The organism is Kitasatospora sp. NPDC051702, assembly GCF_040681575.1.
GTDB lineage: Bacteria > Actinomycetota > Actinomycetes > Streptomycetales > Streptomycetaceae > Kitasatospora.
Genome location: NZ_JBFAZB010000061.1, coordinates 1 through 14,417, shown reverse-complemented (window position 1 = coordinate 14,417; position 14,417 = coordinate 1). Strand labels below are relative to the sequence as shown.

The window sequence follows — 14,417 nt, the reverse complement described above, 5'->3', positions numbered from 1 at the left end:
GGGAGCCCCGGCGCGGATCCGTCGCGAAACCCGTCGCGGACCTGCCGTGAACCCCGGCGCGAAACCCGGCGCGAAACCCGGCGCGCAGCCCGTCACGGGCCTGCCGCGGGCCTGCCGCGAACCGCCCGGAATCCCGGATTCACCCGATCGCCACACCCCTGACCTGCGGAAACGAACGTTCACCCGATATTTGCGGAGCGTCCCCGCATGCTCCGTAGCAGACTGGGCAGGGTAGACCGGGCCGCAATCGTGATCCCGAGGATGGTGAGTCCGGTGATACCGATGTCCCACTCCACTCAGCCCGAGCGGCAGAGCCCGCAGCCGCCCCCGACGGGGGTGACCCCGCTGACCGAGTCGGGGGCGCGAAGCCACGTGGCGGGCGTCTGCTTCAAGATCGGGCCGCCCCGCCTGGTCGGGGTCGAGGTCGAGTGGTTCGTCCACGACGACCGATGTCCCACCCGGCCCGTACGGCCGGAACTCCTGCGTGACGCACTGGCGTCGATGCCGCTCGGCGGCCCCGACGGCACCTCGCTCCCCTCCGGTTCGCGCCTGACGCTCGAACCCGGCGGGCAGGTCGAGCTCAGCTCCCCGCCCGCCACCGGCCTGGTGGCCTGCGTCGAGGACACCCGACGCGACATGACCGCCCTGCGGGCCGCCTTCGCGGCGCAGAGCCTGCGCCTCACCGGCACCGGGACGGACCCCCTCGCCCGGCCGCGCCGGATGGTGCTGGACCACCCCCGATACCTCGCGATGGAGCGCTTCTTCGACTCGGCCGGGCCCTGGGGCCGGATCATGATGACCGGCACGGCGTCGGTGCAGGTGTGCGTGGACGCCGGTGACACGGACGGCCCGCACGCGGTGCGGCGCCGCTGGCTGCTGACCCACCGGCTGGGCCCGGTGCTGGTCGCCGCCTTCGCCAACTCCCCGCTGCTGGACGGGAAGCCGACCGGCCACCGGTCGACCCGGCAGACCGTCTGGTCCCGGATGGACCCGAGCCGCACGCTCGCCCCGCAACCCGACCACGGCGACCCCGGCGAGGCCTGGGCGCAGTACGTGCTCGACGCCGAGGTGCTGTGCATGCGCCGGCCCGAGGGCCTGCCCTGGACGGCCCCGCCCGGACTGACCTTCCGCGACTGGGTCCGCGGCGGCGGCGAACGCCCGCCCACGCTGGCCGACTTGGACTACCACCGCACCACCCTGTTCCCGCCGGTGCGCCCGCGCGGCCATCTGGAGCTGCGGATGATCGACGCCCAGCCCGGCGACGGCTGGGTGGTGCCCGCCGCCCTCGTCACCGCGCTGCTGGACGACCCGGTGGCCGCGGACGCCGCGCTGGCCGCCCTGGAGCCGCTGCAGCGCGCCGACGGTCCGCGTCCGCCGCGCAGCGACGCCTGGCGCCGGGCCGCCACGCTGGCCACCTCCGACCCCGAGCTGCGCCGCGCCACCCTGGCCTGCTTCGCCGCCGCCGACGCCGCGCTGGGCCGGCTGCCCGACGCCGGACGGCTGCGCACCGCCGTCGCCGAGTTCGCCGAGCGCTACCCCGCGCGCGGCCGCTGCCCCGCCGACGACCAGCTGGACGCCCTGCGCTCCGGCACCCGACACACCCTCCCGGAGGAGGCCGCACCATGACCGACGTCCGACCCCCCGCCGCGCCCGCCGACCCGGTGGCGGGCACCGAGGCGCTGCGCGAGGCGATCGCCGCCGAACTGCTGGCCGCCCGGGCCCGGACCGCCGCGCTGACCGACTGCGTCGAGGACGCCGACCTCACGGCCCAGCACTCGCCGCTGATGTCCCCGCTGGTGTGGGACCTCGCGCACATCGGCAACCAGGAGGAGCTCTGGCTGCTGCGCAACGTCGGCGGCCGCGACCCGATGCACCCGGAGATCGACCCGCTGTACGACGCCTTCCAGCACCCCCGGGCCGAGCGGCCGAGCCTGCCGCTGCTGCCGCCCGCCGAGGCGCGGGCGTACGCGCACGACGTGCGCGGCCGGGTGCTCGACCTGCTGGCCGCCAGTCCGCTGGAGGGCGCGCCGCTGCTGGACGCCGGGTTCGCCTTCGGGATGATCGCCCAGCACGAGCAGCAGCACGACGAGACGATGCTGATCACCCATCAGCTGCGCCTGGGCGAGCCCGCGCTGGCCGCCCCCGCACCGCCGCCCGCCCCGGCGGACGCGGCCGCGCTGCCCGCCGAGGTGCTGGTCCCCGCGGGCCCGTTCACGATGGGCACGGACACCGAGCCGTGGGCGCTGGACAACGAGCGCCCGGCGCACGTGGTCGACCTGCCGGCCTTCCTGCTGGACACCACGCCGGTCACCAACGGCGCGTACCAGCGGTTCATCGCGGACGGCGGCTACGACGAGCCGCGCTGGTGGACCCCCGAGGGCTGGGAGCACCGCCGGCGCGCCGACCTGAGCGCCCCGCTGTTCTGGCGGTTCGAGGACGGCCAGTGGCTGCGCCGCCGCTTCGGTACGGTGGAGCCGGTCCCCGCGGACGAGCCGGTGCTGCACGTCAGCTGGTACGAGGCGGACGCGTACGCCCGGTGGGCCGGGCGGCGGCTGCCGACCGAGGCGGAGTGGGAGAAGGCCGCCCGGCACGACCCGGTCGGCGGTCGCTCCCGCCGCTACCCGTGGGGTGACGGAGCGCCCGGCCCGGAGCACGCCAACCTCGGCCAGCGGCATCTGCGCCCGGCCCCGGCGGGCGCTTACCCGGCGGGCGAGTCCCCGTACGGCGCACGGCAGTTGATCGGCGACGTGTGGGAGTGGACGGCCAGCGACTTCCGCCCCTACCCGGGGTTCCGGGCCTGGCCGTACGCGGAGTACTCGGAGGTCTTCTTCGGCCCGGAGTACAAGGTGCTGCGCGGCGGCTGCTTCGCGGTCGCGCCGGTCGCCTGCCGGGGCACCTTCCGGAACTGGGACTACCCCGTCCGCCGGCAGATCTTCGCCGGGTTCCGCACCGCCCGCGACCTGGAGTCGGCCTGATGTGCCGCCACATCGCCTACCTGGGCGAGCCGGTGGCGCCGCGGGAGCTGCTGGTGCACCCGCCGCACGGGCTGCACCGGCAGTCCTGGGCGCCGCGCACCCAGCAGCACGGCACGGTCAACGTCGACGGCTTCGGCCTCGGCTGGTACGCGGACGGTGACGAGGTGCCCGCACGCTACCGCCGGGCCGGGCCGATCTGGGCGGACTCCGCCTTCGCCGACCTGGCCCGGGTGATCCGCACCCGGGCCCTGCTGGCGGCGGTCCGCTCGGCGACCGAGGGCTGCGCGGCGGGCGAGAGCGCGGCCGCGCCGTTCGCCGCCGAGCGCTGGCTGTTCAGCCACAACGGCGCGGTGGCGGGCTGGCCGGGCAAGCTCGACGCGCTGGCCGCCCTGCTCCCGCCCGCCGAGCTGCTGGAGCTGGAGGCGCGTTCGGACTCGGCGCTGCTGTGGGCCCTGGTCCTGCACCGGCTGCGGGCGGGGTCCGGTCTCGGCGAGGCGCTGGCGGACACCGTCGCGGACGTCACCGCGCACACCACCGGCCGGCTCAACCTGCTGCTGACCGACGGGCGGGTCGTCGCCGCGACCACCTGGGGCGACACCCTGCACCACCGCACCCTGCCCGGGCTCGGCACCGTGGTGGCCTCCGAGCCCTACGACGACGACCCGGACTGGACGGCCGTCCCGGACGGCTCGCTGCTCCTCGCGGACGGACGCGACGTCACCGTGCACCCGCTCCCCCGCCGCCGCTGATCCCCCACACCCCCTTCATCTTCTGAACAGAGGATCACCCTGTCATGGACACTTTTGATCTCACCCGGCTGCTGCCCGCGGACCACTTCAGCACCGCGTTGCGCCACGACGTGCAGCACGGTCTGACCTCCGAACCGAAGTGGCTGCCGCCGAAGTGGTTCTACGACGCGCGGGGCAGCGAGCTGTTCGAGGAGATCACCCGGCTGCCGGAGTACTACCCGACCCGCGCCGAGCGGGCCATCCTGACCGCCCGGGCCGGCGAGATCGCCGCCGCCACCCGGGCGCACACCCTGGTGGAGCTCGGCTCAGGCTCCTCCGAGAAGACCCGGCTGCTGCTGGACGCGCTGCGCACCCTCGGCAGCCTGGAGGCCTACGTCCCGGTCGACGTCAGCGAGAGCGCGCTGACCGGGGCCGGCACCGCGCTCGCCGCGGAGTACCCGGGGCTCGCCGTGCACGGCGTGCTGGCCGACTTCACCGCCCGGCTCGGCCTGCCCCCGGAGGGCGGCCCCCGGCTGGTCGCCTTCCTCGGCGGCACCCTCGGCAACCTGCTGCCCCCGGAGCGGGCCGCCTTCCTCCGCGGCCTGCGCGCCGCCCTCGACCCGGGCGACTTCCTGCTGCTGGGCACCGACCTGGTCAAGGACCCCGCCGTACTGGTCTCCGCCTACGACGACTCGGCCGGGGTGACCGCCGAGTTCAACCTCAACGTGCTCAACGTGCTCAACCGCGAGCTCGGCGCCGACTTCGACCCGTCCGCCTTCGCCCACGTCGCCCGGTGGGACCCGGAGCAGGAGTGGATCGAGATGCGGCTGCGCTCGCTGCGCTCGCAGACCGTGAAGATCCCGGCGCTGGACCTCCCGGTGCACTTCGACCGGGGCGAGGAGCTGCGCACCGAGGTCTCGGCCAAGTTCCGCCGCGAGAGGGTGGCCGACGAGCTGGCGGCGGCCGGGCTGCGGCTGAGCCACTGGTGGACGGACGAGGAGGGCCGGTTCGGGTTGTCGCTGGCCGCGCCGCAGTGACGCCGGCGGCGGCATCCGGGGGCGGCCCGGCCGGCCGGTGGACACCTCAATTTGGTTGTTCACCTTACGAATTCTCGAAACCGGCCAATCGGGCCCCGGTGTACAAGACTTAAACGAAAAGGGGTTACGATCTCGGCTACCGAGCTCAGTGTTGAGTACCAGGAGTCAAGATCGTGAGCGTCACCCAGAAGCCCTCCGGGGCGGTCGAGGCCTCCGCGCCCGGCCGCCTCGGCTTCGTCGTCTTCATCACCGCCGCAGCCGCCCTCGGCGGCTTCCTGTTCGGCTACGACAGCTCCGTGATCAACGGCGCCGTCTCCGGGATCCAGCAGAAGTTCGGCGTCGGCGACGGCGTGACCGGCCTGATCGTCTCCTCCGCCCTGCTGGGCTCGGCGGTCGGCGCCGCACTGGCCGGCCGGTTCGCCGACCGCTACGGCCGCATCAAGGTGATGAAGGCGGGCGCGCTGCTGTTCGCGGTCAGCGCCGTCGGCTCGATGCTCCCGTTCTCCGCCTGGGACCTCGCCCTCTGGCGCGTCCTCGGCGGCGCCGCCATCGGCATCGCCTCGGTGATCGCCCCGACGTACATCGCCGAGGTCGCGCCGACCAGGTACCGGGGCCGGCTGGCCTCGTTCCAGCAGGCCGCGATCGTGCTCGGCATCGCGATCTCCCAGCTGGTCAACTGGGTGCTGGCCGACGCGGCCGGCGGCGACACCCGCGGCCGCCTGCTCGGCCTGGAGGCCTGGCAGTGGATGCTCGGGATCTGCGTCGTCCCGGCCGCCGTGTACTTCGTGCTCGCCTCGGTGATCCCGGAGTCCCCGCGCTACCTGATCCAGGCCGGCCGCCTGGACGACGCCCGGGCCGTGCTCGCCGACGTCGAGGGCCGGGACGTCGACGCCGACGCCCGGATCGCCGAGATCCAGGGGCTGATCGAGTCCGACCACCGGCCGCGCTTCCGCGACCTGCTCGACGGGCGCTTCGGCCTGCTGCCGATCGTCTGGGTCGGCATCGGCCTGTCGGTCTTCCAGCAGCTCGTCGGCATCAACGTGATCTTCTACTACTCGTCGATCCTGTGGCAGTCGGTCGGCATCGACCAGAGCAACTCGCTGCTGATCAGCTTCGTCGGCTCGGTCATCAACATCCTCGGCACGGTGGTCGCGATCCTGCTGGTGGACCGGATCGGGCGCAAGCCGCTCGCGCTGATCGGCTCGGCGGGCATGGCCGTCGCCCTGGGCGCGGCCGGCTGGGCGTTCTCCTCGGCCACCGGCAGCGGGGACAACGTCTCGCTGCCCGACCTGCAGGGCACCGTCGCGCTGGTCGCGGCCAACGCCTTCGTGCTGTTCTTCGCGATGTCCTGGGGCGTCGTGGTCTGGGTGATGCTCGGCGAGATGTTCCCGAACCGGGTCCGGGCCGCCGCGCTGTCCGTCGCCGCCTCCGCGCAGTGGCTCGCCAACTGGGCGATCACCGTGTCGTTCCCGTCGCTGTCGCGCTGGAACCTGTCCGCGACCTACCTGGTGTACGCGGCCTTCGCCGCCCTGTCGATCGTCTTCGTCGCGAAGTTCATGAAGGAGACCAAGGGCGTCCGGCTGGAGGACATGGGCTGATCCGACAGTCGGACCTTCGGCCCCCGCACCCTAGCGCCATGAGCGCGGGTGCGGGGGCCGAATCGTTCACTCCCTGCGGTGGCGCGAGCACCTCCGGTACTCCTGATCGGCAGGAGGGATGTGTCCTTGATCTTCAACCGGCTCCGCACCCGCAGACCAGCCGCCGCCCCCGCCGGCGCCTGTCCGTACGCCCACGCCCCGGCCGGGCACCCGCAGACCGCCCCGGGGCCGTCGCCGGTGATCGACCGCCGCACCGGTCCGTCGCCGTCCACCGCACCGTCGTCCACCGGAGTGCCGTCCACCGCACCTCCGTCCGTCGGAGTGCCGTCCACCGCACCTCCGTCCACCGGACCGCTGTCCACCGAACCGGCGCACGCCGGCCCGCCGCGCGCCGACTCGTCGCCGTCCCCCGACCTGCCGCCCGCCGGTCCGCCACCCTTCACCGACCAGGAGCAGGCGGCCGAGTTCATCCGGCAGTTCCACCGGGAGCAGCCCGCCGCCGGCGCCCCGGACGACCGGCTCCGGGCCGTCCGCGACGAGATCGAACGCACCGGCACCTACGAGCACACCCCGGCCGAACTGGCCTACGGCGCCAAACTCGCCTGGCGCAACGCCGCCCGCTGCATCGGCCGGCTGTACTGGCGCAGCCTGGTGGTGCGCGACCTGCGCCACCTCGGTTCGGCCGACGACATCGCCGCCGAGTGCTTCGAGCACCTGCGGCTGGCGGGCAACGGCGGGCGGATCCGCCCGGTGGTGTCGGTGTTCGCCCCCGACCGCCCGGGCCGCCCGGCCGCCCGCATCCTCAACCAGCAGCTGGTCCGCTACGCCGGCCACCGCGACGGCGGCGCCGTGGTCGGCGACCCGGCCGGCGTCGCCCTGACCGCCCGCGCCCGCGACCTCGGCTGGAAGTGCGCCGAGGACCGCTTCGAGGTGCTGCCGCTGCTGGTCCAGGAGCGGCCCGGCGAGCGGCCCGACTGGTACGGGCTGCCCGACGACACCGCGCTGGAGGTGCCGCTGAGCCACCCCGCGTACGACTGGTTCGCCGACCTCGGGCTGCGCTGGTACGCGGTGCCCGCGATCAGCGACATGACGCTGGAGATCGGCGGCGTCCGCTACCCGACCGCGCCGTTCAACGGCTGGTACATGGGCACCGAGATCGGCGCCCGCAACCTCGCCGACGCCGACCGCTACGCCATGCTCGGCACCGTCGCCGAACGGCTGGGCCTGGACACCTCCAGCGACCGCACGCTCTGGCGCGACCGCGCGCTGATCGAGCTCAACATCGCCGTGCTGCACTCCTTCCAGGAGGCCGGGGTGACGATCGCCGACCACCACACCGAGTCGGAGCGTTTCCTCAAGCACGTCGCCCAGGAGAAGCGGCTCGGGCGACCGACCCCGGCGGACTGGAGCTGGATCGTGCCACCGGTCTCCGGCGGCCTCACCCCCGTCTACCACCGCTACTACGACCCGGTGGACCCGTCGCTGCGCCCGGCCTTCGTCCCGCGCGAGCCCTGGTGAGGGCGGTCCCGGCCTGAGGGCGTCCCGGCCTGAGGGTGCTCCCGGTAAGGGCGGCGGTCCGGGTGAGGGCGGTCCCGGCCTGAGGGCGGTCCCGGTGTGAGGGCGCTCCCGGCGTGAGGGTGCCGGGCCGGGGGCGTCAGCGCCCGCTGGACCGCGCTGCGCGCTCGTGCTGCCCGTGCTGCTCGGGCTGCTCCGGGCGCTCCACGCGCTGCAGGCGTTCGAAGCGCAGGACCAGTCCGTCGAGCAGTGCCTCCAGCCCGGTCTCGAAGGCCCCTTCGTCCACCGCCCCCCGGTGCCCGGCCAGCCGGTGCGCCTCGCCGAGGTGCGGGTAGTCCGCCGCGTCGTAGACCTCGGCGTCCGCCGGGAAGCCGGCCGCGAAGGAGGCCAGCGCCGAGCCGGTGACGAAGTAGCGCATCAGCGCGCCGATCCGGGTGGCCTGGCCGCGCGGCCAGCCGGCCTCGACCAGGTGGCCGAACACGGCGTCGGCCAGGCGCAGCGCGTTCGGCCGCCGGCCGGGGCCCTGGGCCAGCACCGGCACGATGTTGGGGTGGGCGGCGAGCGCGGCGCGGTAGGAGCGGGCCCAGTCGCGCAGTGCGTCCGGCCAGGGGGTCGGCGGGGTGCCGGGCCGGACCGGACCGGCCCCGTCGGCGGTGTCGCCGGTGGCGCCGGTGTCGCCGGTGTCGCCGACGGCCGCTGTGTCGGCGGCACCAGCAGCGCCAGCTGCGCCCGGGCCGCCGAACATCGACAGGTCGACCTCGCCGATCACGCTGTCCACCACGGCGTCCAGCAGTTCGTCCTTGGTCGCGACGTGGTTGTAGAGCGAGGGCCCGCTGACCGAGAGCTCGGTGGCCAGTCGGCGGGTCGAGAGGGCGGCCAGGCCCTCGGCGTCGATCAGCCGCAGCGCGGCGGCGACGATCAGCTCGCGGCTGAGCAGCGGGGTGCGCGGGCGGGCCATCGGGATGCCTCCTCCGGTTCGTCCGGTCGGGTGGGTGGGGACCGATTCTGGCAGGTGCCCCTTCCCAGCGCGGCCCGGCCGGGGCTACAGTCCACCCGTAAAACTTGCAGCGCTAGTTTACGGGCCGGGAGGCGCCGTGAACCCGGGAACCGCCGTGGAGGAGTCACCGTGAACCTGGAGCTGTCCGAGGAGCAGAGCGCCGTCCGCGACCTAGCCGCCGAATTCGCGGACCGCGAGATCGCCCCGTACGCCGCCGACTGGGACCGCGCCGAGTCCGTCGACCGCGCGATCATCGGCAAGCTGGCCCGGCTCGGCTTCCTCGGCCTGACCATCCCCGAGGAGTACGGCGGCAGCGGTGGCGACCACCTCGCGTACTGCCTCGTCCTGGAGGAGCTCGGCCGCGGCGACTCCGCGGTGCGCGGCATCGTCTCGGTCTCGCTCGGCCTGGTCGCCAAGTCGGTCAACGCCCACGGCACCGAGGAACAGAAGCGGCACTGGCTCCCCCGGCTCACCTCCGGGGAGTCGCTCGCCTGCTTCGCGCTCACCGAACCCGGCACCGGCTCCGACGCGGCCAACCTCACCACCCGAGCCGTCCGGGACGGCTCGGACTGGCTGATCAGCGGCGCCAAGACCTTCATCACCAACGGCACCTGGGCCGACGTCGCCCTGGTCTTCGCCCGCACCGGCGGCGACGACCCCGACCGGCAGGGGCACCGCGGGATCACCGCCTTCCTCGTGCCCACCGACCTGCCCGGCTTCACCCGCACCGAGATCCACGGCAAGCTCGGCCTGCGCGGCCAGGCCACCGCCGAACTCGCCTTCGACGAGGTCCGGGTGCCGGACACCGCCCGGCTCGGCGAGGTCGGCCGGGGCTTCCGGGTGGCGATGTCCGCGCTGGCCAAGGGCCGGATGTCGGTCGCGGCCGGCTGCGTCGGCATCGCCCGCGCCTGCCTGGACGCCGCCGTCCGGTACGCGGGCGAGCGCGAGCAGTTCGGCAAGCCGATCGCCTCCCACCAGCTCGTCCAGGAACTGCTGGCCGGCATCGCGGTCGACGTCGAGGCCGCCCGGCTGCTCACCTGGAAGGTCGCCGACCACATCGACCGCGGCCTGCCCTTCGCCACCGAGTCCTCCGTCGCCAAGCTCCACGCCAGCGAGGCCGCCGTGCGCGCCGCCAACAACGCCCTCCAGGTGTTCGGCGGCTACGGCTTCATCGACGAGTACCCCGTCGGCAAGTACCTGCGCGACGCCCGCGTGATGACGCTCTACGAGGGCACCAGTCAGATCCACCAGCTGCTCATCGGCCGCGCCCTCACCGGCGTCAACGCCTTCTGACCCGCGCGGCGCCGCGGGAACCCTCCCGGGCGCGCCGCCCCGACCCGCCCGGACCCCGTGTCCCGGGCCCAGCCCCGGGCCCCACCGCCCGGACCCCGTGTCCCGGGCCTCGTGTCCAGGGCCTCGTGTCCAGGGCCCCACCGCCCGAACACCGCGCCCACCCGAGAGCCCCACACCCCCGCACCGAACATCCCCCGACCCCGCACCTCCCCACCGGAGCGATCGGCCCCACCGGACCGTTCCTCCCACCGGACCCATCGGATAGGAGCCCGACGACGTGCGTCCCGTCTACTTCGCCGCAGCCCGCCGCACACCCATCGGCCGACTGCGCGGAGCGCTCGCCACCGTCCGGCCGGACGACCTCTCGGCCACCGTGCTGCGCGCCCTGCTCGCCGACGTACCCGCCCTCGACCCCGCCCGCATCGACGACGTCTACTGGGGCGCCGCCAACCAGGCCGGCGAGGACAACCGCAACGCCGCCCGGATGGCCGTCCTGCTGGCCGGCCTCCCGGACACCGTCCCCGGAGCGACCGTCAACCGGCTCTGCGCCTCCGGCATGGAGGCCGTCACCCTCGCCGCCCGGGCCATCGGCTCCGGCGAGGCCGACGTCGTCCTGGCCGGCGGCTGCGAGTCGATGACCCGCGCCCCCTTCGTCCTCCCCCGCCCCGACGAGGCCCTGCCGCACCGGATCGAGACCCACGACACCCGGCTCGGCTGGCGGCTGACCAACCCGCGGATGGCCGAACTCCACGGCGTCCTCAGCATGGGAGAGACCGCCGAGGAGGTGGCCGGCCGCTACGGCATCGGCCGGGAGCGCCAGGACGCCTTCGCCCTGCGCAGCCACCAGCGGGCCGCCGCCGCCCGCAAGGACGGGCACTTCGACGCCGAGCTGATCCCGGTCGAGCGCCCGGACGGCGTGACGGTCGACCAGGACGAGTGCATCCGCGAGGACACCAGCCTGGAGAAGCTCGCCCGGCTCAAGCCCGCCTTCCGCCCCGGCGGCACCGTGACCGCCGGCAACGCCTCGCCGATGAACGACGGCGCGGCCGGGCTCGTCCTGGTCAGCGAGGAGGCGCTGCACGACCTCGGACTGCGCCCGCTCGGCCGGTACGTGGCCGGCGCCTCCGCCGGGGTGCACCCGGACGTCATGGGCATCGGCCCGGTGCCGGCCACCCGGAAGGTGCTCGGCCGCGCCGGCTGGTCGCTCGCCGACCTGGACACCGCCGAACTCAACGAGGCCTTCGCCGCCCAGGCCCTGGCCTCCGCCGACGGCATCGGGTTCACCCCCGAACAGGCCGACGAGCTGGTCAACCCGACCGGCGGGGCCATCGCGCTCGGCCACCCGCTGGGCGGATCCGGCGCGCGCATCCTCACCACCCTGCTGCACCGGATGCGCCGCACCGGCGCGCGGCGCGGACTGGCCACCATGTGTGTGGGCGTCGGTCAGGGCACCGCCGTCCTCGTCGAGAACGTCCTCTGAGGGAGTGACCGAAGTGACTGAAGTCAACGGGTTCGAAGGCCGCTTCGCCGGCAGGGTCGCCGTCGTCACCGGAGCCGCGCAGGGCATCGGCGCGGCCACCGCCCGCCGGCTCGCCGAGGAGGGCGCGGTCGTCGCCGTCGTCGACCTCACCGCCGAGCGGGCGGCCGGGACGGTCTCCGAGATCACCGCCAAGGGCGGCACCGCGCGGGCCTACGGCTGCGACGTGGCCGACTACGACGCGGTGGAGGCGGTGTTCGCCCAGGTCGCGGCGGACCTCGGCGGGGTGCACATCCTGGTCAACAACGCCGGGATCACCCGCGACAATCTCTTCTTCAAGATGCCGAAGGCCGACTGGGACACCGTCCTGACGGTCAACCTGACCAGCGCGTACAACTGCAGCCACGTCGCGCAGAAGTACATGGTGGCGCAGAAGTACGGCAAGATCGTCTCGCTCAGCTCGCGCTCCGCCCTGGGCAACCGGGGGCAGGCCAACTACGCGGCCGCCAAGGCCGGCATCCAGGGCCTCACCGCGACCCTGGCGATCGAACTCGGGCCGTTCAACATCAACGTCAACGCCGTCGCCCCCGGGTACATCGCCACCCCGATGACCGCCGCCACCGCGGAGCGGGTCGGCAGCACCGCCCAGGAGCACCAGGAGGAGGTCTCCGCCCGGACCCCGCTGCGCCGCGTCGGGCAGCCGGAGGAGATCGCGTCGGTGGTCGCCTTCCTGGCCAGCGAGGACGCCTCCTACGTCAGCGGGCAGACGCTGTACGTCAACGGCGGGGCGCGGTAGGCCCGGCGGCGGGGCCCGCCCCGTCCGGTGGTCCCGGCGGACCCGTCGGGTGGTCCCGGCGGACCCGTCGGGTGGTCCCGGCGGACCCGTCGGGTGGTCCCGGCGGACCCGTCGGGTGGTCCCGGCGGGCCCGCCCGCGGCGGCGGGCTTCAGCTGACGTGTCATCACATGACCGTCCGGGGAGTGCGGTTACCTTCCCCTGGGACGGCCTTTACCTTTTCGCGTGGCCGAGCATGACCATGGTCCGGTGGGACGACCCCACCAAATGACTATGGCATGATCATGCGACAGTCGATGGGATGGCCGCACCGACCCGACCGGACCAGGTCGGGCCCAGCGTCCCAAGGAGTCCCATGGGCAGCCCCGCCACCCTCCGCCGCGCCCTGGCTCTGCTCGCCGTCGGGGCCACCGCCCTCACGGCCGGCACCATCGCCGTACCGGCCGTCGGCACCGCGACCGCCGCCCCCTCGCACGACCTCACGGGCGTCCACGTCCGCCCCGCCTCCTTCGGGCACCACAACGCCCAGGCGCGCCCCGTGCCCCTGAGCACCACCCAGTGCGTCAGCCAGATCGGCATCCACTGCTACTCGCCGCTGCAGTACCGGACCGCCTACAACCTGGACCCGCTGTACCAGCAGGGCGTCACCGGCAAGGGCCGCACGATCGTCATCGTCGACTCCTTCGGCTCCCCGACCATCCAGCACGACCTGGAGGTCTTCGACAAGCAGTGGGGCATCCCCGACACCAACGTCGAGGTGGTCAAGTGGGGCAACGTCCCCGTCTTCGACCCGAAGAACCCCGACCACACCGGCTGGGCCGGCGAGACCACCCTGGACGTCGAGTACGCCCACGCCGTCGCCCCCGACGCGCACATCGTCCTGGTCGAGACCGGCGTCGCCGAGACCGAGGGCACCACCGGTCTGCCCGAGATGATGGACGCCGAGAAGGCCCTCATCAAGGAAGGCCGCGGCGACGTCATCTCGCAGAGCTTCGGCGCCACCGAGAACACCTTCCCGGGCTACGACAAGGGCGACTTCAAGTCGCTCACCGACCTGCGCTACGCCTTCCAGGCCGCCGCGGACCACAACGTCACCGTGCTCGCCGCCTCCGGCGACAACGGCGCCACCGACGCGCAGGCCAACGGCACCGACCTGTACCCGTACAAGGTCAACTCGTGGCCGTCCTCCGACCCGCTGGTCACCTCCATCGGCGGTACCCAGCTGACCCTGGACGACAGCGGCAAGCGCACCGCGGCCGACAAGGTCTGGCACGACCAGTACGGCGCCGGCGGCGGTGGCGTCTCCGGCATCTTCGAGCGCCCGTGGTACCAGGCCGGCGTCGCCAACGTCACCGGCAACCACCGCGGCACGCCCGACATCAGCATGAGCGCCGCGGTCGACGGCGCCGCCTGGACCTACGAGTCCTACGACCCGACCGCGGTCGGCTGGCACCTCACCGGCGGCACCAGCGAGGCCACCCCGCTGTTCTCCGGCGTCGTCGCCCTCGCCGACCAGCTCGCCGGCCACCGTCTCGGCCAGCTCAACTGGCGCCTCTACGGCCTCAACCTGCTCCCGAGCGACTGGAGCGGCATCGTGGACGTCAAGGACGGGGACAACGGCTGGAACGGCGTCACCGGCTACAACGCCGCCAAGGGCTACGACCTCGCCAGCGGCCTGGGCACCATCGACGGCAACAAGTTCGTCCACGCCATCGCCGGTCGGTGACGGCGCACCGCGGGTGACGATCGACAGGTGACGAGTAACAGGTAACAAGTAACAGCGGACAGATAACAGATTTCAACATCTGTTATCTGTCCGCTGTCATCTGTCTGCCGTCATCCGTTCGCCGTTCCCCGCTCGTCAGGCCGCCCGGGCCGTCCGTACGCCCGGCGGAGCCGGTGGGGCGCCGCACGTCCGATCCCGCGCAGCTCGGCGCGGTGGCGCAGCAGCGCGTAGGGGCCGAGCACGCCGACCGACATGACGTTGCGCCAGAACGCGATGG

At 73.9% G+C, this 14,417-nt stretch carries 11 protein-coding genes; 10 read left to right on the top strand and 1 reads right to left on the bottom strand.

What is annotated here, in order from left to right; genetic code table 11:
- Positions 1 to 282: 282 nt before the first annotated feature.
- The 6 genes from egtA to AB0N04_RS34435 all read left to right on the top strand — a co-directional run bounded on the left by egtA (position 283) and on the right by AB0N04_RS34435 (position 7,856).
- Positions 283 to 1,626 carry an ergothioneine biosynthesis glutamate--cysteine ligase EgtA gene (gene egtA / locus AB0N04_RS34460; protein WP_360220704.1) on the top strand — a complete coding sequence of 448 codons (1,344 nt, stop codon included), beginning with the start codon at positions 283 to 285 and terminating at the stop codon, positions 1,624 to 1,626.
- Positions 1,623 to 2,975, top strand: coding sequence for an ergothioneine biosynthesis protein EgtB (gene egtB / locus AB0N04_RS34455; protein ID WP_360220707.1), 1,353 nt, complete (start codon positions 1,623 to 1,625; stop codon positions 2,973 to 2,975). Before egtA ends, egtB begins: the two co-directional genes overlap by 4 nt.
- Positions 2,975 to 3,724, top strand: coding sequence for an ergothioneine biosynthesis protein EgtC (gene egtC, locus AB0N04_RS34450; RefSeq protein ID WP_360220710.1), 750 nt, complete (start codon positions 2,975 to 2,977; stop codon positions 3,722 to 3,724). The genes egtB and egtC overlap by 1 nt, the downstream gene beginning before the upstream one ends.
- A gap of 44 nt (positions 3,725 to 3,768) precedes the next feature.
- Entirely contained in the window at positions 3,769 to 4,740 is a 972-nt protein-coding gene (egtD, locus tag AB0N04_RS34445) for an L-histidine N(alpha)-methyltransferase (RefSeq protein WP_360220713.1), read from the top strand.
- A 173-nt stretch (positions 4,741 to 4,913) separates the two neighbouring features.
- Complete coding sequence (locus AB0N04_RS34440) at positions 4,914 to 6,338, top strand: sugar porter family MFS transporter (protein WP_360220716.1); 1,425 nt, start codon at positions 4,914 to 4,916, stop codon at positions 6,336 to 6,338.
- 414 nt (positions 6,339 to 6,752) lie between these two features.
- The gene (locus AB0N04_RS34435) at positions 6,753 to 7,856 is read left to right on the top strand and encodes a nitric oxide synthase oxygenase (RefSeq protein WP_360220734.1); all 1,104 of its coding nucleotides are present in this window, start codon (positions 6,753 to 6,755) and stop codon (positions 7,854 to 7,856) included.
- Positions 7,857 to 7,992: 136 nt separating this feature from the next.
- Here AB0N04_RS34435 and AB0N04_RS34430 read toward each other — a convergent pair whose 3' ends face one another.
- Positions 7,993 to 8,811, bottom strand: a complete 819-nt coding sequence (locus tag AB0N04_RS34430) for a TetR/AcrR family transcriptional regulator (protein ID WP_360220719.1) — start codon at positions 8,809 to 8,811, stop codon at positions 7,993 to 7,995.
- Positions 8,812 to 8,979: 168 nt separating this feature from the next.
- Here AB0N04_RS34430 and AB0N04_RS34425 point away from each other — a divergent pair, with 168 nt between their 5' ends.
- The 4 genes from AB0N04_RS34425 (at position 8,980) to AB0N04_RS34410 (ending at position 14,140) form a co-directional block, all read left to right on the top strand.
- A complete protein-coding gene (locus AB0N04_RS34425; protein WP_360220722.1) occupies positions 8,980 to 10,143 on the top strand; it encodes an acyl-CoA dehydrogenase family protein in 1,164 nt (387 codons plus the stop codon).
- Between the two features lie 277 nt (positions 10,144 to 10,420).
- Positions 10,421 to 11,623, top strand: coding sequence for an acetyl-CoA C-acyltransferase (locus tag AB0N04_RS34420; protein ID WP_360220725.1), 1,203 nt, complete (start codon positions 10,421 to 10,423; stop codon positions 11,621 to 11,623).
- Positions 11,624 to 11,636: 13 nt separating this feature from the next.
- Positions 11,637 to 12,416, top strand: coding sequence for a beta-ketoacyl-ACP reductase (locus AB0N04_RS34415; RefSeq protein ID WP_360220728.1), 780 nt, complete (start codon positions 11,637 to 11,639; stop codon positions 12,414 to 12,416).
- Between the two features lie 353 nt (positions 12,417 to 12,769).
- Positions 12,770 to 14,140, top strand: a complete 1,371-nt coding sequence (locus tag AB0N04_RS34410; protein ID WP_360220731.1) for a S53 family peptidase — start codon at positions 12,770 to 12,772, stop codon at positions 14,138 to 14,140.
- Positions 14,141 to 14,417: the final 277 nt, after the last annotated feature.